Origin of the sequence: Paenarthrobacter nitroguajacolicus (assembly GCF_007786235.1) — a bacterium.
GTDB lineage: Bacteria > Actinomycetota > Actinomycetes > Actinomycetales > Micrococcaceae > Arthrobacter > Arthrobacter nitroguajacolicus_A.
Map to the genome: position 1 here is coordinate 263,046 of NZ_VNFK01000002.1, position 23,255 is coordinate 286,300.

Below are 23,255 nucleotides of genomic sequence, written 5' to 3' on the forward strand. Positions count from 1 at the left end.
GGCGGAACTGTCGTGGCCAGCCTGGCCATTGCGGTGGCTGCTGCCAGCGGCGTGCCACCCTTTGCCGGGGGTGCGCCCAGTACCACTGCATCCAGCACCGCACCCCCAACCGCATCCTATGAAGGAGTGGTGATCCGCCCCGTGGACGGCGGGCCGGACTTCTATGCCAAATTCAAGGACGGCCTCCCCTCGGACCCTTCGTTCTTTCCCATTGCAGTGTGGTTCGAAAGCGTCCTGGACAAGGGAAACGTCACCTTGGACACGGGGATTGGGCTGAACACCTACGTCGAACTGACCGCCAATTCAGATCTGCACCTGGTGCAAGCGTCCGGCATGTATGCCATCCCGACGTTTCCGTCCGAATATGCCTCCGGATTCGCCCTCAGCGACGAAGTGGACATGTGGGCGGGGCCGGGAAATGCCCCATGGACCGGCAAATACCCCGGCGAAGGACCACTCTGTGTTCCGGAAGAAAGCAAGTGCGGTTACACCGTCCAGAAGGAGCGACGAGCCGTGGCACCACAAGGGGCCATGCTGTACGCCAACTACGGCAAAGGCGTCGCCTTCTGGCTGTCCGACGAAGAGTCGCAGGTCTTCTTTACAGGGGTCCAGGACGTCGTCTCGGCTGACACCTACTGGTTCACGGACCCCAATATCTGCGCCAAAGGCGAAGGGGGAGCCCTCAACGGCTACACCCGGGACCTCACAGAGGACGAGTGCCGGCTCGCGGCTAACTATGGGTGGACCATCGATCGGGTCCGCAAGCTCCACGCTCCCGGTCCAATCAGCCCCGTATGGGCCTTCGTCGAAGCAGGCCACCCCTTCAAGGACTCACCCGGAGCAACCACCATCACCGCCCCCGAAATCAGGGCAGCCGTCTGGAGCAGCCTCATCCACGGCGCCCGGGGAGTCATCTATTTCAACCACAATTTCGGCAGCGAATGCATCTCCCAGCACGTCCTGCGGGACTGCGGCGCCAACGTGCGGCCCACCGTGGGAGCCCTCAACCAACAAATCACCGAACTCGCTCCCGTCCTGAACGCACCTTTCCTGGACGGCGCCACCACAGCAACCGGCCCCGTGGACGTCGCCACGAAACTCCACGACGGCACAACCTACGTCTTCGCCGGCGCCAACAAGAAGACCGGCGGAAAGGCAGCATTCCACCTACGCTGCGGCGGCAGCTCCGCCGTCGTCATCGATGAAAACCGGACCATCCCCATCACCGACGGCACCTTCACGGACGCCTTCGCCGACGGCAACGCCGTCCACCTCTACCGCATCGAAGGCGGCGGAAGCTGCGGCTTCTGACTACCGGCTGGTCTCGTCCCGCTCCCAAGCGGTTGCCGGCTTACGCAGCAACAGCGGACGACGGCGGCCGAGACCGGCGAAGACAGCGTAGACGGCGGCGTCAACAGCAGTCAGCGGACCCCGCACGGACAACAGCAACTCGCCAAAGGTCCGGGTCGTCGTCCCACCAGCATCCACCACATCCTGCTGGGCGTTCCCGCGGTACGTGCGCCGAAGGATTGCCAGCAACGCAGCCGACGTTCGCGGCGTCCGGACCACCACCGGTTCGGTGGCAAGCACTGCCTTCTCCTCCGCCTCGAAGAGCCGGTCCACGTAGTAGTCGTCCCCGGTCAGCGGTGGAAACGTGCCCAAACGATCGTGCCCGGCCCTGCTGAGGGCATAAGCCCCCGCACCCCAAAGACCCCCCGCGTTGGCAGGGATCCTGCTCCTGGCCCGATAATACGAACGGACCAGCGCCGAAGCACCGGAAGCGTCGTAACGGAACCCCGGACGGGCCGCCAACAGGGAACCACCGTCAAGCGCCGCGAACACCGCGCCGATCGCCCCGGCCGTGACCTCAATGTCAGCATCCAGGTAGAGACGGGGCCAGCGTTGGGTCACCAGGTCAGCAGCATTCAGCGCCGCAGTCTTGGACGCTTCCTCCACCTGAAGGACACGGACGCCCTCATAGCCCGACGCGATGGCCGCGGTATCGTCCGTACAGCCGTTACACGCCACAACCACCTCAACGGAGCCCCAACCACTGACCTCACACAGCGAATCCAACGTCCTGGCGATGACCGCCGCCTCATTGTGCGCCGGAATGATCACGGCCCCTGACGGGAGAGTCCCACCGAATTCATTGTTCCGCGAGGCTTCATTGTTCCGCGAGGCCTGTGGCAAAGAACCCCATCGCCGACGGCTGGCCACGGCCAGTAGCGCCTCACGGTGCCCAGGCCTGTGGAGCCGAACAAGATCCGACGACAGAACCACAGCCCTGAAAGCCACCAACCGGGCCGACCCTCCATACTTGGCCGCGTAACGCACACGGTTGACCGACATTAGTGCCGTCAACTGCGACGACGTCCCCGACCCCCCGCGTTCGTGCCACATCCGGGCAGAAGGTTCAAACCAAATGGAACGGCCGGACTCCCGGACGCGTCGGCAATAGTCCGTTTCCTCCGAGTACAGGAAGAACTGCTCATCCCACTCACCAACCTCCTTCACCACGTCCGCCCTGATCAACAACGCCGCCCCCGTGGCCCATTCAACACAATGAGCATGCTGGTAACTCTCCGGCGCACAATCCATCTCGGACAACCACCCCGGCCGCCCAGGCACATGGCTGCCAAATGCCGCGTCCCCCAGCGCTCGCAGGAATCCCGGCTCCCTCCGCAGGGAAGGGTAGACGCTGCCGTCATCGTCCAACAGGACCGGAACCACCATTCCTGCACCAGACGCTGCCATCCTCCTGCGCATGGCAGCCAACGCGCCGGGCTCCACCCGGAGATCTGGGTTCAGGATGAGGTAGGTGTCAGCAGGACCGGCGACCCGCATCGCCGCGTTGATGCCGCCGGCGTATCCGAGGTTGCCGCCCGTCGCGAGGGTCACTACGTCCGGGTGCCGCGCCACTTCTGCCAAAGTACGGCCGTCGGGGGAGTTGTCGGCCACCACCACCTTGATGGATTGCTCCACGGTTTCCTTGCGAAGGCTCGCCAGCAAGGGCCCGACATCGTCGGCATTGTTGTACGTCACCACGATCACGGCAATCTTCGCTGCGGCCTCGGCAGGTAAGAAGGCTCCCGGAACACGGCTGGGCTCGTGCTCCGGGAAGGCTTGCGCCACAGCGGGCCCCAAAGAAGGCAGCGTTGCACTGCTGGACCGTCGAAGCTTGAGGTATGCCCCGGGCCCCTCCACCACATATCGTCGGGCCAACCTGCGGGGCTCCAGCATCAAACGCCATGCCCACTCGAGGCCATGGGCGCCCACCCAGGCCGGTGCACGCCTCACCCGGCCGGCCAGGAAGTCCACAACAGCCCCGAACGCGAGCATTACCTTGGCCCCGCAGAGGTTCCCGTATTCAGCAATCCACAATTCCTGCCGGGGCTTCCCCAATCCCACCACCAAGATATCCGTGGAGCTGGCAGCTATGTCCGCTGCCAGTTGCTTCGAGGCTTTCCGATCGGCCAGCACTGGGCGCTCCGGCGCCCACCACCCGGAAACTGTCAAACCAGGACGCTCCACCGCGAACTTCTTCCGGATGAGCTGCTGCGCCTCCTCGGTCCCGCCCAGGAAGCCCACGCGCAGGCCACGGCGTTCAGCCTCATCCAGCAAGGGGCCCACCAGATCGCTGCCTGCGAGCCGCGGCCACCGATGGTGCGTCAAGCGCCCGGCTTCCGACACCAGCGGCGCACCATCGATCAACGTCAGCCATTCCACCGGTGAAGGCTGGTCCAGGATGCCGCGCCAGCGGCTGCCCACGCCGAAGTGCCGGATATGGTCGAGATTGGCCGAACAGACGCCGAGCGGTTTCGCGCCGGTTATCGTCGTGCGGTCAAGGATCTCGCGTATGGCGGGATCGAACTCCATAAGTTTCACTGGCGCTCCGCCGAGGCTGACCCATTGCTGTGAGTTCAGCCCTTGCGGTGCGGAGACTTCGGACCGGACCGCCGGGCGTCTGTGCGGCGGGAGCAGCAGGGCGCCGGCATCGACGTCCAAGGAGGGGTGGCGGTGGGGGAGTGTGCCCCTTTTGGGGGCAATCTTCGGCAGCAGCATTCTCGGCTCTCCAGGCTCAAGGTCCAGCTCAGGGCACAACCATCAGGCCGACGATCCGAGGCTGCTGCACTGCCTGGACCGCCGGGGGCAGCGGGTGCTGCCCAACCATCTTGTTTACTTGAGTTGTCTCCCGGCCCAGCCACATGGTGGGCTGCCGTAGGGCCACTTTAGGCCGTTTTTTCGCGCTCCGCTAGGTCCCGGAACCGTCCAGATAGGCGGCAAGCCGCTCGGCCGCCGTCGGTGGATTAAAACCGGCGCCGCGAATCCTGGACAGGTCCAGGACGCTGCTGCGGGGGCGCGGTGCCGTACCCGGCTTGGCGTATTCAGCGGTGCTGGTCCGGCGAACAAGGCCGGGATCTGCGCCGCGCAGGCGATAGACGTCCTCGGCAATATCCGCCCACGTCTGTTGTTCTCCGCTATTGCTGAGGTTGTAGGTTCCGTAAGGTGCCCGGTTATCGAGCAAGTGCCGGATGCCCGAGGCGATGTCCGACGCAAAACTCAGCCGTCCCCACTGGTCATCAACCACCTCAGGCGATGCTCCCCGTGAGGCCAGCCCTGCCATGGTTCGCACAAAGTTTGTTCCGTCGCCCACCACCCAGCTGGTGCGAACAACGTAGTGTTGCGGCACAGTGCCCACCGCAAGGTCGCCGGCCGCTTTGCTTTGTCCGTAGACGCCCAAGGGAGTCAGGTGTTCATCTTCCCGATGTACGTCATTGGTGCCATCGAAGACGTAGTCGCTGGAAATGTGGACAAGAGTGAGTGAATGCTCGACGGCGGCCCTCGCCAATCGGGCTACGGCCGTTGCGTTGATGCTCCAGGCAGTCGGGCGGCCTTCCGGGGTCTCGGCGGCGTCTACAGCCGTGTAGGCCGCTGCGTTGATCACAGTGGAGTATTTCCGCCACTCATGGTTCACGAACGACGCTTCAGAGGTGATGTCAAACTGTTTCCGTCCGGCAAAATCCACGGTGGGGTCCCCTGTGAAAACCACCCTCAAAGCCTTCCCGAGTTGCCCGTCCGCTCCCAGCACCAGCGTGCGGCGACCTGGCATCGGCACCACTTCCTGGAGGCGTGGATGGTTCCTGTCCTGGGCAGACACAATCGCCCTGTCCAGGGAAATCGGCCAGGGTACGGCAGTGGCTTCGTCCGCCAGGTTGAGGAAGGTGTAATCCGTCTGTGCCTCCGCACTCCAATGGTCGTTGACCAGGTACGTGTAGGCAGTATCGTCTTCCAGTGTCTGGAAGGCATTGCCCACCCCGCGGGGAACAAAGATTGCGTCCTGGGCCGTGAGCTCCGAGCAGAACACCGTCCCGAACGCGGGACCCTCGCGCAGGTCCACCCAAGCACCGAAGATGCGGCCTGAGGCGAGGGAAATGAACTTGTCCCATGGCTCAGCATGGATGCCGCGGGTGGTCCCTCTCGCAGTGTTGAAGGAGATGTTGTTCTGGACCGGGCCGAAGTCCGGGAGCCCGAGGTCCAGCATCTTGCTCCGGTGCCAGTTCTCTTTGAACCATCCCCTGTCGTCTTTGTGGACCGGCAGCTCGAACAGCACCAGCCCGGGGATCGGCGTGGTCCTGGAGCGCAGCTGCCGTGCCGGTTCCACGGTTCAGTGCCCCTGGCCGGCGTACTTGGATTCCGTGGCAGCCTTCTGGGGCCGCCACCACTGTTCGTTGCTTCTGTACCACTGCACGGCTGCAGCCAGTCCGGCGTCGAAGTCCGAATAACGTGGCGCCCAGCCGAGCTCCCGGCGGAGCTTGCTTGAATCGATCGCGTACCGCAGGTCATGGCCCGGTCGGTCGCCCACCAGGTCGTAGGCCTCGGGGGACTGGCCTGTGAGCGCCAGCAGCTTTTCCACTACCTCACGATTCGAACGTTCGCCGTCCGCCCCTATCAAGTACGTTTCGCCCAGCCTGCCGCCCTCGAGTATGGCGAGCACAGCCGAGGAGTGGTCCTCCACGTGGATCCAGTCCCGGACGTTGCGCCCATTGCCGTAGAGCCTCGGGCGCATGCCATCCAGGATGTTGGTGATCTGTCGCGGAATAAATTTCTCCACGTGTTGGTAGGGGCCGTAGTTGTTGGAGCAATTACTGATGGTGGCTTTGAGGCCGAAGGACCGTACCCACGCCCGGACCAGCATGTCCGAGCCCGCCTTGGTTGCAGAGTAGGGACTTGTTGGCCGGTACACCGAATCTTCGGTGAAGCGTCCGGGATCGTTCAGGGCAAGGTCGCCGTAGACCTCATCCGTGGAGATGTGGTGGAAGCGCGTGCCGTGCTTCCGGGCGGCTTCGATCAGCGTGAACGTACCCAGCAGGTTGGTGTCGACGAAGGGCCGGGGCTCCTGCAGGGAGTTGTCGTTATGAGACTCGGCAGCGAAATGCACCACGGCATCCACAGCGGCGGTCAACGGATCCACCACCGTGGCATCGCAGATGTCGCCGTGGACAAAATCAAAGCGTTGTGACGGCAACCCGGAAAGCGATTCGAGATTGCCCGCGTAGGTCAGTTTGTCCAGGACCGTGACATGCAGGCCGGTGTGCTCCATGATGTAGTGGACAAAGTTGCATCCGATGAATCCGGCCCCGCCGGTGACAAGGATTCTCTGCATGGCCCTAGAGTAGCCGTCCGCGGCGAGACTGGGCACAGGTGAGGACGGCAGGTTTGCGAGGAATTGTTCTTGCAGGTGGGACGGGTTCGAGGCTCCATCCCATCACGCTCGGAATCAGCAAGCAGCTGGTTCCCGTGTTCGATAAGCCCATGATCTACTACCCCCTGTGCACGCTGATGCTCGCCGGCATCCGGGACATCCTGGTCATCACCACGCCGGGGGACGCAGCTCAGTTCCAGCGGCTGCTCGGTGATGGCTCTCAGTTCGGCGTCAACCTCAGCTACGCGGAGCAGCCGACGCCGGACGGCCTCGCCCAGGCGTTCATTCTGGGCGCCGGCCACATCGGCAGCGGCAAGGTGGCCCTCATCCTGGGGGACAACATCTTCAACGGGCCCGGCATGGGCAATCAGCTCCGCCACTACGTGGACGTCGACGGCGGCGCCATCTTCGGCTATTGGGTCAAGGATCCGTCCGCTTACGGCGTGGTGGAATTCGACGACGACGGCCTGGCCGTTTCCATCGAAGAGAAGCCCACCGTGCCAAAGAGCAACTATGCCGTTCCTGGCCTGTACTTCTACGACAACGACGTGGTGGCCATGGCGAAAGATCTCAAGCCTTCCCCTCGCGGCGAGCTGGAAATCACGGACATCAACCGTCAATACATGGACCTCGGCCGGTTGCACGTGCAGAAGTTTCCGCGGGGTACCGCCTGGCTGGACACGGGTACTTTCAACGACTTGAACGACGCCTCGAACTACGTACGCACCACCGAGAACCGGCAGGGTCTGAAGATCGGCGCCCCGGAGGAAGTGGCGTGGCGGATGGGCTACTTGACCGACGACGAACTTCGCCAGCAGGCGGCAAAACTCGCCAAGAGTGGCTACGGCAACTACCTGCTGGACATCCTGGACCGCCACTAGCGGACTTACGGAGCGGAAACGTCCTCCAGGGCGCGCGATATCTCGGCGGGCAGCACCGTCAACTGCGCGTCCAGCAGTTCCTTCAACTGGACAGCGTTCCGGGCACCAACGATCGCCGTGGCAACACCGGGACGCGACAGCAACCAGCTCAGGGAAACGTCCAGCGGCGACCGGCCCAGTCCACGGGCGGCCATCGCCACAGCTTCCACCACGCGGGACGCCCCCGGTTCAAGGTACGGCTCAACGTAAGCAGCAAGCCGGCTCTGCGCTGCCCGGGAATCAGCAGGTATCTGTCCACGATATTTGCCGCTCAGGACACCCCGGCCCAGCGGCGCCCAGGCCATGAGCCCCAGCCCGGCGTCCTCCACTGCAGGGATGAGTTCCTCCTCGGCCTTGCGTTGCACGAGGGAGTATTCGGACTGATTGGCTACCAGCGTGAAACCGGCCACGGCAGCGGCTTTCGCTGTCTGCCACCCGTTGTAGTTGGAAATTCCCACGTAACGAGCGCGTCCCGTCCGTTGGGCGAGCTCCAGAGCTGAAAGGGTCTCATCAAGTGGCACATTCGGGTCCCACTCGTGGGCGAACCAAATGTCGATGTAATCGGTTCCCAGCCGGGCAAGGCTGGCATCGAGGGCGGACAACATTGAACCTCGGGAAGCGTTGATGCTTCGCCGGGAGTCCGACGACGACACGCCGGCTTTTGTCGAGATGACGACTTCTGAACGGGCCACCACGTCACCCAGCATGGACCCCAGCATTGCTTCGGCCCGGCCTTGTCCGTAGGACGCGGCCGTGTCGATGACCGTGCCGCCGGCAGCAACGAATGCGTGGAGCACTTCGGCAGCGTCCTGCTCATCTGTTTCCTGCGCCCAGGACATGGTTCCGAGGGACAAAGAGGACACACGGAACCCGCTGTTTCCGACATAACGCTGCTGCATAGCTGCTAGCTTACGGGCAGTTCCCAGTCTTCATGACGTAGGGTCTATTCACGTGAACTGGATAGAAGCAGCCTTGCTGGGCCTCGTGCAGGGCCTCACCGAATTCCTCCCGATCTCCTCAAGCGCACACCTGCGGATTGTGGGCTCATTCCTTCCGAATGCCGCCGACCCCGGTGCGGCGTTCACAGCGATCACGCAGCTCGGGACCGAAACCGCCGTCATCGTCTACTTCTGGCGCGACATCGTACGGATCGTGCGGGCCTGGTTCGGGTCCCTCACGGGCAAAGTAGAGCGCAACAACCCGGACGCCCGCATGGGGTGGCTGGTGATCCTGGGCAGCCTGCCGATCATCGTCCTGGGCCTGTTGTTCCAGGACCAGATCGAATCAGTGTTGCGCAGCATGTGGATTGTTGCCACCATGCTGATCGTGTTCGGCATGATCCTCGCCGTAGCGGACGCCATTGGGCGGCAAGAGAGGGATCTCACACAACTGACCTACAAGCACGGCATCCTGTACGGCTTTGCGCAGGCGATGGCCTTGATTCCCGGTGTTTCCCGCTCCGGCGGCACCATCACCGCTGGACTGCTCATGGGCTACACCCGTGAAGCCGCCGCCCGGTACTCCTTCCTCCTGGCAATCCCTGCGGTGTTCGGCAGTGGCCTCTTCCAGCTGTATAAAACGGTTTCGAACGAGGGCCTTGCCGGGCCTTACGGCCTTCCGGAGACGGCCTTGGCCACCGTCATCGCCTTCGTGGTGGGCTACATCATCATCGGATGGTTCCTGAAGTTCGTCTCCACCCGCAGCTACAGGCTGTTCGTTTGGTACCGGATCCTGCTGGGCCTGGCGTTGTATGTCCTGCTCGGTTTCAATGTGATCAGCGCCTAGCACTAAGGTTGAGTCGTGAAATCGTGGACCTCCCGCTCTGTTCCTGAGCTGCCTGGCAGCATGCCGCAACTACGGCTGTACGACACAGCCCTTGGCCGCGTCGTGGAGGTCGAGCGGCAACCGGAACAGTCCATGTACGTCTGCGGCATCACGCCGTACGACGCCACTCACATGGGACACGCGGCCAGCTACGTAGCCTTCGATCTCCTGAACCGCGCCTGGCGGGATGCCGGCATCCGCGTCTCCTACGTCCAAAACGTCACGGACATCGACGACCCCCTCCTTGAGCGCGCCACGGCCACCGGAGTGGACTGGAGGGACCTGGCGCAGAGCCAGATCGACCTGTTCCATACGGACATGGACGCCCTGAACGTCATTGCTCCCAGCCACTACATTGGCGCCGTCGAGGCCATCCCTGACATCGTGCCCGCCATCGAGCGGCTCCTTGCGGACGGCGTCGCCTACCGCGTCCATGGAACGGATGGCGAACCCGACGGCGACGTCTACTACGACGTCGAAATGGCCGGCAAGCGGTCGGACGCAACAGACGCGTGGAAGCTGGGAGACGTTTCCGGGTTGGGCGAAACCGAAATGCTTGCCTTGTTCGCCGAACGTGGCGGCGACCCCACAAGGGCCGGGAAGCGCCATGCCCTGGACCCCTTGCTCTGGCGCGTTGCCCGGGAAGGCGAACCGAGCTGGTCCGGAGCAACCCTGGGCGATGGCAGGCCCGGCTGGCATATCGAATGTACGGTGATCGCACAGAAGTACCTACCGGCGCCCTTCACCGTTCAGGGTGGCGGCTCGGATCTGGTGTTCCCTCATCACGAGATGGGTGCCGGCCACGCCTATTCGCTGTCCGGCGTCCCGCTGGCCCGCCATTATGCCCACGCCGGCATGGTGGGTTTGGACGGCGAAAAGATGAGCAAGTCCAAGGGAAACCTGGTGCTGGTCTCCAAACTCCGCGCGGCAGGGGAGGAGCCCGCCGCCATCCGCCTGGCCATCCTCGCCCACCACTACCGCTCTGACTGGTCGTGGACCGCAGAAGACTTCGCGGCAGCAAAGGAGCGGCTCGGGCGTTGGCGTGTTGCCCTGGACCACGCTCCGGCCAGTTCCGCGGCCGCTTTGGTGACCGCGATGCGCAGCGAGTTGGCCAATGACCTCAACGCTCCTGGAGCCATTGCCGCTGTTGACCGCTGGGCCGACGAAGCCCTCCGAGCAGAAACCCCCGTGTCCGCGCTTGACGCAGCCCAGGTTGGCGACGCCGTCAATTCCTTGCTCGGCGTTGAGCTCTAGGCACACGCCAGAACCGCTGAAGCAGCAACGGCCCTGACTTCCTGTCAGGGCCGTTGTCTTTGGTGTGTCCGTCAGGGTCGGTCTTTGCCGCGTCGCTTAAGGTATCGCTCGAATTCACGGGCAATGGATTCGCCGGAAGCTTCCGGAAGATCTGCGGTGTCCTTGGCTTCCTCAAGTTGCCGCACATAGGCAGCTATCTCAGGGTCCTCGGTGGCAAGTTCGTCCACGCCGCGTTCCCAAGCCTCGGATTCTTCGGCCAGCGCCTGGCTGTCCAGGGGAACCTGGAGCAGGTCCTCGACCTTGTGCAGGATTGCGAGCTGGGCCTTGGGAGACGGCGGCTGGGCAACGTAATGGGGAACTGCTGCCCACAAGGACACTGTGGGCAATCCCGCCAGCATGGCGAACTCGGCGAGCACGCCGACGATCCCCACCGGTCCCTCGTACTGTGATGCCTCCAAGTTGAGGCGTTCCCTGAGGGAACTGTCCTCGGTGGTCGTGCTGACTGGAATGGGTCGGCTATGGGGGACATCGGCCAAAAGCGCCCCGATCAGGATCACGGAATCGACCTTGAGCGCCTCGGCATGGACCAGCAATTCAGTGGTGTAGGCGCGCCAACGGTAGGAGGGTTCGGTGCCCAGTACGAAGACGACGTCCACGTTGCTGTCCGGAACAGCTGCCTTGTAGATCCTGGTGGATGGCCACTTGACCTTCCGCGCGCCCGAGGATGTACGGCGCACGGTGGGACGCGTGAACTGGAAGTCGTAATACTCCTCGGCGTCAACCGTGCCAACCTTCTTGCCGTCCCAGAGTTTGTTCAAGTAGTGCAGCGCATCACTGGCGGCTTCACCGGCGTCGTTCCAGCCCTCAAAAGCTGCGAGCATGACGGTGACGCGTTGGCCGTCCGCGGGTTCCTTGAGGAAACGCTCGGGCTCCGCGGTGATGTCCTGCCCTTCGGGGGTCCCGTCCACACTGTTCATCCACTCACCCTACGTCCAAGACCCTCGTGGATGCATGGCATTTCATGTCAATGCGTGTCACCGATTCGCGCACAGCGCAATGCAGGCACAGCCGGCCGTCAGGTTCCACGTAGACTGGAAACCATGCATTCGTTACCCAGCCAGCCCCTCCTCAAAGCCGTGCTCTGGGATATGGATGGCACACTCGTGGACACCGAGCCCTACTGGATTGCAGCCGAACGCGCGCTGGTGGAGTCCCATGGCGGCAGCTGGTCGCATCAGCAGGCCATGCAATTGGTGGGACAGTCCCTGCTTCATTCGGCGGCGGTTCTTCAGGCCGCCGGCGTCAGGCTTGAGGCCCGTGAAATCGTGGACACCCTCAGCACCCAAGTCATCGCACAGGTCCGCAAGGAAGTCCCGTGGCGACCCGGCGCGCGTGAACTGCTGGATGAACTCAACACGGCCGGCATCCGCTGCGCCCTGGTGACCATGTCCGAAGGCCCCCTCGCCGGCGTCGTAGTGGAGAGCCTTCCCAAGCCCTACTTCGAGTTCATGGTTACCGGCGATACCGTCACCAACGGCAAGCCACACCCGGAGGCCTATCTGACGGCGGTCGAACGGCTTCGGCTGGACGACCCCACCCTGACCATCCACCATTGCGTGGCCTTGGAAGACTCCGTACCCGGCGCTACGGCCGCCATCGCTTCGGGTGTGGTCACCGTTGGGATTCCCCACCAGGTGCCCCTTCCCGAGGACCCTCGCATGATCATGTGGGACACCCTGGTTGGCCGGACTGCCGCGGACGTCGGCCAGTTGGTCGATGACCGCTTCACGGCAGAAAACCTGCTTGAAGGGGCCAACTAGGTGAGCAGTTCTCCCGCCCCCCATCACGTTGCGACGAAGAGGGAAGGCATCCCGCTGGGGAAGATCGCGGGCGTGCCCGTCTATCTGGCCTACTCATGGTTTGTCATCGCCGCTGTCACTGTGGTTTTCTACGGCCCGGTTGTCATTGACTTATTCCCGGGCATTGGCAACTGGGGCTACCTGGTAGGGCTGGCCATCGCCTTACTGCTGGCTGTGTCGGTCCTGATCCACGAACTGGCACACGCGCTGAGTGCCCGGGCGTTCGGATGGCCCAGCGAGAAAATAGTCCTCAATCTCTGGGGCGGGCACACGCAGTTCGAGAACTTCACGGCTTCGCCTGGCCGTTCCGTCACCGTTGCCCTGGCCGGACCGGCTTCAAACTTCGTCATCGCCGCGCTGATGTGGGCAATTCTGTCAACCCACGCGCTGACCGGCGTGCCCGCCATGCTCGCGGACATCCTGAGACTGGCCAACCTGGTGATCGGTATCTTCAACGTCCTCCCCGGAATGCCGCTCGATGGCGGCCGGTTGGTGGAATCTGCTGTCTGGAAAGCCACCGGCAGCCAGGACAAGGGGACCATTGCTGCCGGCTGGTCCGGTCGAATCATCGTGGTGGCCCTGGTCATCTGGTTCATTGTTGTGCCATTCCTGCAAGGGCAGCTGCCCAACCTCATGTACACGGTCATTACTGTCCTCGTTTGCGGATTCCTCTGGATGAGCGCTTCGAGCTCCATCCACCACGCCAAGCTCCGCAGCCGTCTCTATCTTGTCAGTGCCGCCGGCCTGGCAGAACCCGCTGTCGGTGTACCGAACACGGCCACCGTGGCAGATGTCCTGGCCGTAGCACCCGCGGGAAGTCCCGCCGTCGTGATTTGCGGACCTGACGGCAAACCGCAGGGTGTGGTGGACGTCGGCGCAACTGCCGCTGTTCCTGCCGAAGCCACGACGACGACGCCCGTCACCGCGGTTGCCCATGCCCTGGCCGCCGGGGCCTACGTCCCCGAATGGTCCAAGGGTCAGGAACTGATCCAGTACTTGGCACGGTTGGAGGGCGGCGAATACGCTGTGGTGGACCACAACGGAATCGTCACCGGGCTCCTCCGCCAGCAGGCCGTAGTGACGGCCATAACAGGCAAGGAAGCCCGCCGGAGCGGACGCGCCTGACACCCTGCCGGTAGAGTTACATGCCGGCCGCTTTAACCCAACCACCCGTTGAAATTTTTGGCGCCCACCAGCCAGCAACACATCGCGGCCCAGCCGTACAGGAGCGAGGAACCCCACATGAGCAGCGAAACCGCCGCCCCCGAAGCAGGCGCAGGCACTGACGAGGCAGCAACCGGCACTCCCGTGCAGCCGACGGGCGCTGCGCGTCGCCGCGGGCCTTTCCGCGTGGGCGAGCGGGTCCAGCTCACCGACGAGCGCGGCCGCATGAACACCATTACTTTGGAGGTGGGCGGCGCTTTCCATACCCACCGCGGCTTCCTGAACCACGATGAAATCATCGGCAAGGTGGACGGCTCCGTGGTGAGCAACAACGTCGGTCAGCAGTACCAGACGCTGCGGCCACTGCTTTCGGACTTTGTCTTGTCCATGCCCCGTGGCGCTGCGGTTGTCTACCCCAAGGACGCAGGCCAGATCGTCACCATGGCCGACATTTTCCCCGGCGCACGCGTGGTGGAAGCGGGCGTGGGTTCTGGCGCACTCTCTATTTCCCTGCTGCGCGCAGTCGGCGACGGCGGCTACCTCCACTCCTTCGAGCGTCGGGAAGAGTTCGCGGATATTGCGCGTGGCAACGTCGAGACCATCTTTGGCGGAACTCACCCGGCGTGGCAGATCTCCCTGGGTGACTTCCAGGAAGAGGTCGTCAAGGCCGAGGCTCCGGGCTCCGTGGACCGTGTGGTCCTGGACATGCTCGCTCCGTGGGAGTGCCTGGACGCCGTTGCCACCGTCCTGGCCCCGGGCGGCGTGTGGATCAACTACGTGGCAACCGTCACGCAGCTGTCCCGCACTGCCGAGGCCATCCGTGCCGATGGCCGCTTCACTGAGCCCGATGCCTGGGAGTCAATGGTTCGCGGCTGGCACCTGGAGGGCCTGGCCGTCCGGCCGGACCACCGCATGGTGGCCCACACTGGATTCCTCCTGGTCACGCGCCGCCTCGCCGATGGCGTCACCGGAATCTCCGTGAAGCGCCGTCCGTCCAAGACGGAATTCAGCGAAGAGGACCTCAACGCCTGGACCCCGGGCGCCGTGGGGGAGCGTTCAGTGTCGGACAAGAAACTCCGCCGCGCCGCCCGCGATGCCATCGCCGGAACCAACGTTCAGGATGATCCGTCGGTCACAAACTGAAAAGGTCACAATAGGGTCCGCATTCCGGATGTCACCCAGCACCCTGAGCTTTTCGGGACTATGGTCTTGTTAAGCGCAGGAAGGGGCTGATGAATCGTGGATACGTCAAACAACGACCTTGGACGGCCGACGCCGGAAGAAGCAGACGCAGCGGAAGAAACGGCAGGCCGGAGGCTTGCCGCTGTCCAACCGCCAGACCCTTCGAGTGAACTGACGGTTGCCGAACGGCAGATCAACATCCTCCGGGACAAGCTTCGCCACATCGACCGCCAGTTGGCAGCGGCCACCCAGAACAACAGCAAGCTTGTGAGCATGCTGGAAACGGCAAAGGCGGAGATTCTCCGCTTGAAGGGAGCCCTTGAACAGGAGGGCCAGCCGCCCTACAGCTTCGGGACCGTGGTGCAGATCAATCCGCGCAGGCAGCCGGCCGCCGGCAGTTCTGGTCAGGCAGCTACCGAAGAGTCCGTGGATATCTTCAACGCCGGACGCAAAATGCGCGTGGGCATCAGCCCGTTGGTCAACGTCAACCAGCTTGCCGTTGGACAGGAAGTCCTCCTGAACGAGGCACTCCTGGTAGTGGCCGGTCTTGGCTATGAACGTGCCGGGGAACTTGTCACCCTCAAGGAATTGCTGGGCAAGGATCGGGCACTTGTCGTGGGTCGGGCGGACGAGGAACGCGTCGTCCGGTTGTCCGGGGCGCTCCAAAGCGTCCACCTGAAGGTCGGGGACGCACTGTCCTTGGATTCCCGTACGGGCTACGCCCTTGAGAAGGTTCCGAGGGCAGAGGTGGAGAACCTCGTCCTGGAAGAAGTCCCGGACATCACGTACCAGGACATCGGTGGGCTCGGGCCGCAGATCGAGCAGATCCGCGACGCCGTCGAGCTGCCGTTCCTTCACCCGGACCTGTACCGCGAACACGGCCTGAAGGCCCCCAAGGGAATCCTTCTCTACGGCCCTCCGGGTTGTGGTAAGACCCTCATCGCCAAGGCAGTAGCGAATTCCCTGGCGGCCCGCGCTGCAGAACGCGCCGGCAACACCGATCTCAAGAGCTACTTCCTGAACATCAAGGGACCCGAGCTCTTGGACAAGTATGTGGGCGAGACTGAGCGCCATATCCGCCTCATCTTCTCGCGTGCCCGTGAAAAGGCATCGGATGGCAGCCCAGTAGTCGTCTTCTTCGACGAGATGGACTCGTTGTTCCGCACCCGCGGTACCGGTGTGTCGTCCGACGTCGAAACCACCATCGTGCCCCAACTGCTGAGTGAAATCGACGGTGTGGAGCGCTTGGACAACGTGATCGTCATTGGCGCCTCAAACCGCGAGGATATGATCGATCCCGCCATTCTCCGGCCTGGACGCCTCGATGTGAAGGTGAAAATCCAGCGGCCGGACGCCGAGGCAGCAGCCGACATTTTTGCCAAGTACATCACCACTGATTTGCCCTTCCATTCCCAGGATCTGGCTGAGTACGGCGGAGACGTGCAGGCAACCGTGGACGCCATGGTGCAGCGCACGGTGGAGGCCATGTACTCCACGGAGAAATCCAATGAATACCTCGAGGTCACTTATGCCAATGGTGATACCGAGATGCTCTACTTCAAGGACTTCAACTCCGGTGCAGTGGTGCAGAACGTTGTTGACCGCGCCAAGAAATACGCCATCAAGGATCTCCTGACCACCAACCAAAAGGGACTCCGGATCGACCACTTGTTGCGTGCGGTGGTTGATGAATTCCGTGAGCACGAGGACATGCCGAACACCACCAACCCTGATGACTGGGCGCGTATCTCGGGCAAGAAGGGTGAACGGATTACCTACATCCGCACCATTGTTCAAGGCAAGGCCGGGCAGGAACCGGGCAAGTCCATTGAAACCACCGCCAACACGGGCCAGTACCTGTGACAGCAAGACCCGAAGGTTCGCCTGCTGAAAAGTTGCCTGCCGGCGGCGCCATGCGTGTGATGGGCTCGGAAACTGAATACGGAATCCACGCACCGTCGGCCCCCGGGGCGAATGCCACCATGATGTCTGCACGAATCATCCAGGCATATGCCACGGTGACCCGGCAACGGGCGGCCGGGGGAGCCGAGACGCGTTGGGATTACACAGACGAAGAACCGTTGCACGACGCCCGCGGCTGGACAGTGGACAGGGCGGCGGCCGACCCCAGCCAGCTCACCGACCAGCCGCCGGTGCTCGACGCCGAAGCAGTCGCCTTGGCCTATGGTCGCCAGGAACTGGAACTGGATGGCGCGGACGAGTCCGGGTCGCTGCTGATGAACATGGTGCTTGGCAACGGTGCGCGGCTCTACGTGGACCATGCGCATCCCGAGTATTCAAGCCCCGAGGTCACCAACCCGCGGGACGCTGTGGCCTGGGACGCGGCCGGGGACTTGGTGGCCCTGGCCACGGTTCGGAAGGTGGCGGCTGACACAACGCTTCCCCCCATCAACCTCTACAAGAACAACACCGACAACAAGTCCGTGTCCTATGGATCCCACGAGAACTACCTCATGCCGCGCTCGGTGCCGTTCGGAGACATCATCCGTGGCCTGACGCCGTTCTTCGTATCCCGCCAGGTAGTGTGCGGTGCCGGACGCGTGGGCCTTGGGCAGGACAGTTCGACGCCCGGGTACCAGATCAGCCAACGTGCCGATTTCTTTGAGGCCGAGGTTGGGCTGGAAACAACCATCCGGCGTCCCATCATCAACACCAGGGATGAGCCTCACGCGACAGCGGATAAGTACCGCCGCCTTCATGTCATCATCGGAGACGCAAACCTCAGCCAGGCTTCCAACTATCTCAAGTTTGGTACCACCGCCATGGTTTTGAGCCTCATCGAGGCGGGACAGGCGCCGAAGATCGAGGTGCACGAACCTGTCCAGGCGCTGCAGTCCATCAGCCACGACACCACGCTCACTGCCACGGTGCGGCTCCTTGATGGACGAAGGATTACTGCCCTCGATATCCAATGGATGTATTACGAGGCCGCCGCGAAACTCGCCCAGGAGACCGGCGTGGCCGATTCCGTGACAGGCGACGGCCATACCCACGCGGTCCTGGCGCGCTGGGAGTCCACGTTAACAACGCTGGGCAGTGACATCAGCGCCGCCGCTTCCTCTGTCGAGTGGGTGGCAAAGAGGTCGTTGCTGGAGGGTTACCGTCACCGTGATGGGCTCGCGTGGGACGACGCGCGGCTCGGCTTGGTGGACCTGCAATGGTCGGACATACGCCCCGAAAAGGGCCTTTACTACCGGCTGCTCTCAAGGGACCGCATGACGCGGATAGTCGACGACGGCGACATCGCCAGGGCGGTCAGCGAACCACCGTCGGACACCCGCGCGTATTTCCGTGGCCGCTGCGTTTCCAAGTTCGGCAAGGACGTTGTCGGTGCCAGTTGGGACTCAGTGATCTTCGACGTTCCCGGGTTGGGAAAGCTGCAGCGCGTCCCCACCCGCGAACCCTTGAGGGGAACCCAGACCCTGACCGGCGCACTCTTTGAACGCCATCAGGACGCGGGCTCATTCCTGGCCGAATTGATGGGCCAGAATCCGCCGGCGGCCAAGAGCTGAGGCGTGCCCGCCACGGGAAGATTCATGCCTGGTCAAAGCCATCCGCAGCAGCCCGCAGCGTGGCAATATGGCAGTAGGAAGTCTCCGTCATCAGGAGACTGACAGTAGGGAGAAAGAAAATGGCAGCTCAGGAGCAGCAACAACCGCAGTCACGGGAAACCGAAACTGAAGTGGACGTCCCGGAGGCCCCACCGGCAGCACCCGAAGCGCAAGCATCGGAAGCAACACAGGGCGTGGACGACCTCCTCGACGAAATCGACGGCGTCCTGGAATCAAACGCCGAAGAGTTCGTCAGGGCGTTCGTCCAAAAGGGCGGCCAGTAACCGGACCCACCCCGGAATGTACTGCCCGGCCGGCGAGAGGCCGCCGGGCATCGGAACGCAGAGTCGAAGGAGTGCAGCAATGCAGGACCCATCAACTGGCCCCCTGGCCACCCAGGCAACGTCTTCCTTTACGGAACATCTCCAACGCTCGCGTCCCGAACTCCTGCCGTTCAATCAATCGTTGCCCGCCGGCACGGTCCCATCGTCGCCACACGCCACCACCATCGTCGCCTTGACGTACGCGGGGGGCGTCCTCATGGCCGGGGACCGCCGCGCCACCATGGGCAACATCATCGCCAGCAGGCACATCGAGAAGGTATTCCCGGCCGACGAGTACTCCGTGCTGGGCATCGCTGGAACGGCCGGGCTGGCAATCGACATTACCCGACTGTTCCAGGTCGAACTGGAACACTACGAGAAGATCGAGGGCACACTCCTCAGCCTCGTCGGCAAGGCCAACCGTCTCGGAGCCATGATTCGCGGGAACCTGCCCATGGCCATGCAGGGCATGGCAGTTATTCCGCTGTTTGCGGGCTTCGACCAAGTCTCCGGCGTGGGCCGCTTGTTCTCCTATGACGTCACGGGTGGCCGCTACGAGGAGCAGGAACACCACTCCGTTGGTTCAGGTTCGGTTTTCGCGCGTGGTGCCCTGAAGAAACTGTGGAAGCCAAACCTGTCGGAAGAGAATGCCATCGCCGTGGCCGTCGAGGCTCTCTACGACGCCGCCGACGACGATTCTGCGACGGGCGGCCCCGACCCCGTGCGCCAGCTGTGGCCGGTGGTCTACACCGTGAACCGGGCAGGCAACCGACGCGTCCCTGACCGGGATCTGGCCAACATTGCCGCCGCCATTGTCGAATCGCGGGCCATCGCCGGACGGGAGGCCTGACATGACACAGCAGTTCTACGTCTCGCCCGAGCAATTGATGAAGGACCGTGCGGACTTCGCACGGAAGGGCATCGCCCGCGGACGCTCCGTGGTGGTCATCAGCTGCGCCGACGGCATCGCGCTCATCGCGGAGAACCCCTCGCCGTCGCTGCACAAGATCGGTGAGATCTACGACAAGATCGCTTTCGCTGCGGTGGGCAAGTACAACGAGTTCGAAAGCCTGCGGCAAGCAGGCGTCCGATACGCCGACGTTCGTGGCTACTCGTACGATCGCGAAGACGTCACGGCCCGGGGTTTGGCCAGCGTATATGCGCAGAGCCTCGGAGCTGTCTTCACGGCCGAGCAGAAGCCGTTCGAAGTGGAACTGGCTGTAGCCGAGGTGGGTCTTGCACAGGAGCAGGACCACCTCTACCGCCTCACGTTTGATGGTTCCATCGCCGACGAGAACGGTTTCGTGGTTATGGGCGGACTGGCCGACCAGATATCCGACGTCGTCAGCGGGGCTTGGGAGCCGGAGTTGACCCTTGCGGGGGCCATGCGTTTGGCGCTCCAAGCTTTGGCCGCCGACAAGGACGTTGACGCGTTGCCGGCAACCGCAGTCGAAGCAGCAGTCCTGTACCGCGCTTCGGAGAGTCACCGTGGCTCACGCAGAGCCTTCCGGCGGCTGCTGCCCGAAGACATGACCCGCCTGCTCACAGAGGAGAGCTGAGATGGATAAGCGAATATTTGGCATCGAAACGGAATTCGGAATCTCGTATTCCAGCCCGGATTCGCGACCGCTGGCTCCCGAGGAAGTGGCACGCTACCTGTTTCGCAAGGTGGTTAGCTGGGGCAGGTCCTCGAACGTGTTCCTAACCAATGGCTCACGGCTCTACCTGGATGTGGGTTCGCACCCGGAATACGCCACGGCGGAGTGCGACGACCTCGCGCAACTCATTGCCCATGACCGAGCCGGCGAACTCATCCTTGACGACCTCGTGGACGAGGCACAGGCCAGGCTCGCTGCGGAGGGCTTCAACGGCACGGTCTACCTCTTCAAGAACAACACCGATTCCGCCGGAAACTCCTACGGCAGCCACGAAAACTACCTCATACCGCGGCGCGGGGAATTCTCTCGCCTTGCCGAGATCCTCATTCCGTTCCTGGTGACCCGCCAACTGATTGCCGGGGCAGGGAAGGTGCTGAAGACACCACACGGAGCCACGTTCGCTTTCTCCCAGCGCGCGGACCATATCTGGGAGGGCGTGTCTTCTGCTACCACCAGGTCGCGCCCCATCATCAACACCCGCGACGAGCCACACGCGGACGCCGAGTTCTACCGTCGCCTCCACGTGATCGTGGGCGACTCCAACATGTCCGAAACATCGGCACTGCTCAAAGTCGGCACGGTGGACCTCATCCTGCGCATGATCGAAGCCGGAGTCATCATGCGGGACATGCGCATGGAGAACCCCATCCGCAGCATCCGGGAGATCTCCCACGACCTCACGGGCCGGGCCCTGGTTCGGCTGGCCAATGGCAGGCAACTTACCGCACTTGATATCCAGCGGGAATACCTGGGCAAGGTGACCGAGTTCGTCGCCGCGAACGGCGCCCATAACGCCCATGTACCGCTGATCCTTGATCTGTGGAAGAGGACCCTTGACGCCATCGAGAGTGGCGACACCAGCACCATCGATACCGAGGTCGACTGGGCCATCAAGAAGAAGCTCATGGACGGTTACATGCGTCGGCATGACCTTAGCCTTGATTCGCCCCGCATCGCACAACTCGACCTCACCTACCACGACATCTCGCGGCAGCGTGGCATCTTCTTCCTGCTGCAGGCCAGGGGAGCAGCACGACGACTTGTCACGGAGACCGATGTCAAAGATGCCGTGGACGCACCGCCCCAGACAACCCGCGCCAAACTGCGTGGCGACTTCGTGCGCCGCGCGCAGGAACTTGGGCGGGATTACACCGTTGATTGGGTGCACTTGAAACTCAACGACCGCGCGCACCAGACGATTCTCTGCAAGGATCCGTTCCGCAGCGTCGACGAACGGGTGGATGCGCTCCTGGACTCTATGAGCTGACTCCCAGCTTCACGGGCTATTCTGGATAGTGGTCTCTTCCCAAGAGACAACCTGCTTGGATGCGCTACGCGCTATTCCGAGTGTCCCTTGCCCCGACGAAAGTGCCTTTTTGTGCGCCGACTCCTAGCAATTCTCCTTCCCGCCTTGCTGCTCATCACCGCGTGCGGTGGAGGAAGCACTCCGGCCGCCGAGCCCACCAGCCAGTCGGCTGGTGACGTTTCCAAGCTCGACTCCGTGAAAGTGACGGACAACGGAGACGACAAAGCACCCGGTATCGAATTCTCCAAGCCCCTCACCGTTGCCGAGCCCACCGTGAAGGTGGTCAGCGAAGGCAGTGGCGATGCCGTGAAGGCCGGGCAGACCGTCCAGCTTGCCTACGTCGTGATGGACGGCAACGACGGCTCGTCTCTGGAGGATACCTACACGGCCGATCCCGAGTCCTTGGGTATCAACGATCAGTTGAAGTCAGCCAACCCGGCCATGTACAACGCAATTGTTGGGGCAAAGGTGGGCAGCCACATTGCCATCGCTGCTCCCGGGGATGCCACGGCTTCTCCCGCAACCTCGTCCAAGTTGATCGTGTTCAAGCTCGTCTCGGCGAAGGACGCACCCGGCCTCCTCAGCAAGGAAGACACCGAGCAACTGGACAAAGACGGCAAGCTGCCCAAGGTGACTTTCGATGACAAGGGTGTCCCGTCCGTGGAGATTCCCAAGGTTGACGCCCCTGCCGGGTTGTCCGTGAAGGTTCTGTCCGAAGGGTCCGGCGAGGAACTGGCGAGCACCGACACCATTGACGCCAACTACACGGGCTGGCGTTGGGAAGACAGCAGCAAGTTCGACTCGAGCTATGACCGAGGAGAGCCCGCAACATTCGGCCTGAACCAGGTCATCCAGGGCTGGACGCTTGGGCTGACCGGCCAAAAAGTAGGGTCCAAGGTCCTCCTGACTATTCCGACCGACCTGGCATACGGCGCCAACGCTGCAGCTCAGCAGCGCCCGGCGGGCCCGCTGGTCTTCGTTGTTGAGATCACTGGCAAAAAGTAGATCCTGCTTGGCCCAAGCACTGGCTAAGCTGGTTCTTGACACCAATTCGTCCCCTCACACCAAGGAGTAACCATGTCATTCGGTCAGCGTGACTTCGACCGCACCAAGCCGGAAATCGACTTCCCCGAAGGCGACGTCCCCACGGACCTCGTCATCACGGACCTCATTGAAGGCACAGGCACGGAGGCCAAGGCCGGCGACACCGTGTCCACCCACTACGTCGGTGTGGCTTGGTCCACCGGCGAAGAGTTCGACGCTTCCTGGGGCCGTGGCGCTCCGCTCGACTTCCGTGTTGGCGTCGGCCAGGTCATCCAGGGCTGGGACCAGGGCCTCCTTGGCATGAAGGTCGGTGGCCGTCGCCGCCTCGAAATCCCCTCGGAACTGGCTTACGGCTCCCGTGGTGCAGGCGGAGCAATCAAGCCCAACGAGGCACTGATCTTCGTGGTCGACCTCGTAGCTGTCCGCTAGGACTCAGTTTCTTC

The 23,255-nt window shown here is 63.0% G+C and carries 20 protein-coding genes; 15 read left to right on the forward strand and 5 right to left on the reverse strand.

What is annotated here, in order from left to right; translation table 11 throughout:
* Nucleotides 1-12 precede the first annotated feature (12 nt).
* Nucleotides 13-1,311, forward strand: coding sequence for a hypothetical protein (locus FQP90_RS03210; protein WP_244296467.1), 1,299 nt, complete (start codon nt 13-15; stop codon nt 1,309-1,311).
* Here FQP90_RS03210 and FQP90_RS03215 read toward each other — a convergent pair whose 3' ends face one another.
* The 3 genes from FQP90_RS03215 to rfbB all read right to left on the reverse strand — a co-directional run bounded on the left by FQP90_RS03215 (nt 1,312) and on the right by rfbB (nt 6,667).
* Nucleotides 1,312-4,065, reverse strand: a complete 2,754-nt coding sequence (locus tag FQP90_RS03215; RefSeq protein ID WP_144648290.1) for a WecB/TagA/CpsF family glycosyltransferase — start codon at nt 4,063-4,065, stop codon at nt 1,312-1,314.
* A 190-nt stretch (nt 4,066-4,255) separates the two neighbouring features.
* Nucleotides 4,256-5,665 (reverse strand): sugar nucleotide-binding protein, encoded by a 1,410-nt coding sequence (locus FQP90_RS03220; protein ID WP_144648291.1) that lies wholly within the window; start codon nt 5,663-5,665, stop codon nt 4,256-4,258.
* A 3-nt stretch (nt 5,666-5,668) separates the two neighbouring features.
* On the reverse strand, nt 5,669-6,667 hold the full coding sequence (rfbB, locus tag FQP90_RS03225; RefSeq protein WP_144648292.1) for a dTDP-glucose 4,6-dehydratase: 999 nt from the start codon (nt 6,665-6,667) through the stop codon (nt 5,669-5,671).
* A gap of 53 nt (nt 6,668-6,720) precedes the next feature.
* On the opposite strand from rfbB, the gene rfbA reads away from it, so the two are divergent.
* Entirely contained in the window at nt 6,721-7,587 is an 867-nt protein-coding gene (gene rfbA / locus FQP90_RS03230; protein WP_144648293.1) for a glucose-1-phosphate thymidylyltransferase RfbA, read from the forward strand.
* Nucleotides 7,588-7,592: 5 nt separating this feature from the next.
* Here the strand turns inward: rfbA and FQP90_RS03235 are convergent, their stop codons facing one another.
* Nucleotides 7,593-8,525 (reverse strand): aldo/keto reductase, encoded by a 933-nt coding sequence (locus tag FQP90_RS03235; RefSeq protein ID WP_144648294.1) that lies wholly within the window; start codon nt 8,523-8,525, stop codon nt 7,593-7,595.
* A gap of 52 nt (nt 8,526-8,577) precedes the next feature.
* Between FQP90_RS03235 and FQP90_RS03240 the strand changes: the two genes are divergently transcribed.
* Nucleotides 8,578-9,411 carry an undecaprenyl-diphosphate phosphatase gene (locus tag FQP90_RS03240; protein WP_144648295.1) on the forward strand — a complete coding sequence of 278 codons (834 nt, stop codon included), beginning with the start codon at nt 8,578-8,580 and terminating at the stop codon, nt 9,409-9,411.
* A 15-nt stretch (nt 9,412-9,426) separates the two neighbouring features.
* The gene (mshC, locus tag FQP90_RS03245) at nt 9,427-10,704 is read left to right on the forward strand and encodes a cysteine--1-D-myo-inosityl 2-amino-2-deoxy-alpha-D-glucopyranoside ligase (RefSeq protein WP_144648296.1); all 1,278 of its coding nucleotides are present in this window, start codon (nt 9,427-9,429) and stop codon (nt 10,702-10,704) included.
* A 71-nt stretch (nt 10,705-10,775) separates the two neighbouring features.
* On the opposite strand, the gene FQP90_RS03250 is transcribed toward mshC, so the two are convergent.
* Nucleotides 10,776-11,681 carry a PAC2 family protein gene (locus tag FQP90_RS03250; RefSeq protein ID WP_144648297.1) on the reverse strand — a complete coding sequence of 302 codons (906 nt, stop codon included), beginning with the start codon at nt 11,679-11,681 and terminating at the stop codon, nt 10,776-10,778.
* A gap of 30 nt (nt 11,682-11,711) precedes the next feature.
* Between FQP90_RS03250 and FQP90_RS03255 the strand changes: the two genes are divergently transcribed.
* The 11 genes from FQP90_RS03255 (at nt 11,712) to FQP90_RS03305 (ending at nt 23,241) form a co-directional block, all read left to right on the forward strand.
* Nucleotides 11,712-12,524, forward strand: a complete 813-nt coding sequence (locus FQP90_RS03255) for an HAD family hydrolase (protein ID WP_144648298.1) — start codon at nt 11,712-11,714, stop codon at nt 12,522-12,524.
* Entirely contained in the window at nt 12,525-13,688 is a 1,164-nt protein-coding gene (locus tag FQP90_RS03260) for a site-2 protease family protein (RefSeq protein ID WP_144648299.1), read from the forward strand.
* Nucleotides 13,689-13,805: 117 nt separating this feature from the next.
* Nucleotides 13,806-14,870, forward strand: coding sequence for a tRNA (adenine-N1)-methyltransferase (locus tag FQP90_RS03265; protein WP_144648300.1), 1,065 nt, complete (start codon nt 13,806-13,808; stop codon nt 14,868-14,870).
* A 96-nt stretch (nt 14,871-14,966) separates the two neighbouring features.
* Nucleotides 14,967-16,772 (forward strand): proteasome ATPase, encoded by a 1,806-nt coding sequence (gene arc / locus FQP90_RS03270; RefSeq protein ID WP_144648301.1) that lies wholly within the window; start codon nt 14,967-14,969, stop codon nt 16,770-16,772.
* Nucleotides 16,773-16,822: 50 nt separating this feature from the next.
* The gene (dop, locus tag FQP90_RS03275; protein ID WP_144648428.1) at nt 16,823-18,442 is read left to right on the forward strand and encodes a depupylase/deamidase Dop; all 1,620 of its coding nucleotides are present in this window, start codon (nt 16,823-16,825) and stop codon (nt 18,440-18,442) included.
* Between the two features lie 119 nt (nt 18,443-18,561).
* Nucleotides 18,562-18,765 carry a ubiquitin-like protein Pup gene (locus FQP90_RS03280; RefSeq protein ID WP_043806102.1) on the forward strand — a complete coding sequence of 68 codons (204 nt, stop codon included), beginning with the start codon at nt 18,562-18,564 and terminating at the stop codon, nt 18,763-18,765.
* A gap of 79 nt (nt 18,766-18,844) precedes the next feature.
* Nucleotides 18,845-19,654: a proteasome subunit beta gene (prcB, locus tag FQP90_RS03285; protein WP_144648302.1), complete on the forward strand. Its 810-nt coding sequence runs from the start codon at nt 18,845-18,847 to the stop codon at nt 19,652-19,654.
* Between the two features lies 1 nt (nt 19,655).
* The gene (gene prcA / locus FQP90_RS03290) at nt 19,656-20,363 is read left to right on the forward strand and encodes a proteasome subunit alpha (RefSeq protein ID WP_144648303.1); all 708 of its coding nucleotides are present in this window, start codon (nt 19,656-19,658) and stop codon (nt 20,361-20,363) included.
* A 1-nt stretch (nt 20,364) separates the two neighbouring features.
* Complete coding sequence (pafA, locus tag FQP90_RS03295) at nt 20,365-21,729, forward strand: Pup--protein ligase (protein ID WP_144648304.1); 1,365 nt, start codon at nt 20,365-20,367, stop codon at nt 21,727-21,729.
* 111 nt (nt 21,730-21,840) lie between these two features.
* Nucleotides 21,841-22,773 carry an FKBP-type peptidyl-prolyl cis-trans isomerase gene (locus FQP90_RS03300; RefSeq protein ID WP_144648305.1) on the forward strand — a complete coding sequence of 311 codons (933 nt, stop codon included), beginning with the start codon at nt 21,841-21,843 and terminating at the stop codon, nt 22,771-22,773.
* A 72-nt stretch (nt 22,774-22,845) separates the two neighbouring features.
* Nucleotides 22,846-23,241: an FKBP-type peptidyl-prolyl cis-trans isomerase gene (locus tag FQP90_RS03305; protein WP_011774867.1), complete on the forward strand. Its 396-nt coding sequence runs from the start codon at nt 22,846-22,848 to the stop codon at nt 23,239-23,241.
* Nucleotides 23,242-23,255 lie beyond the last annotated feature (14 nt).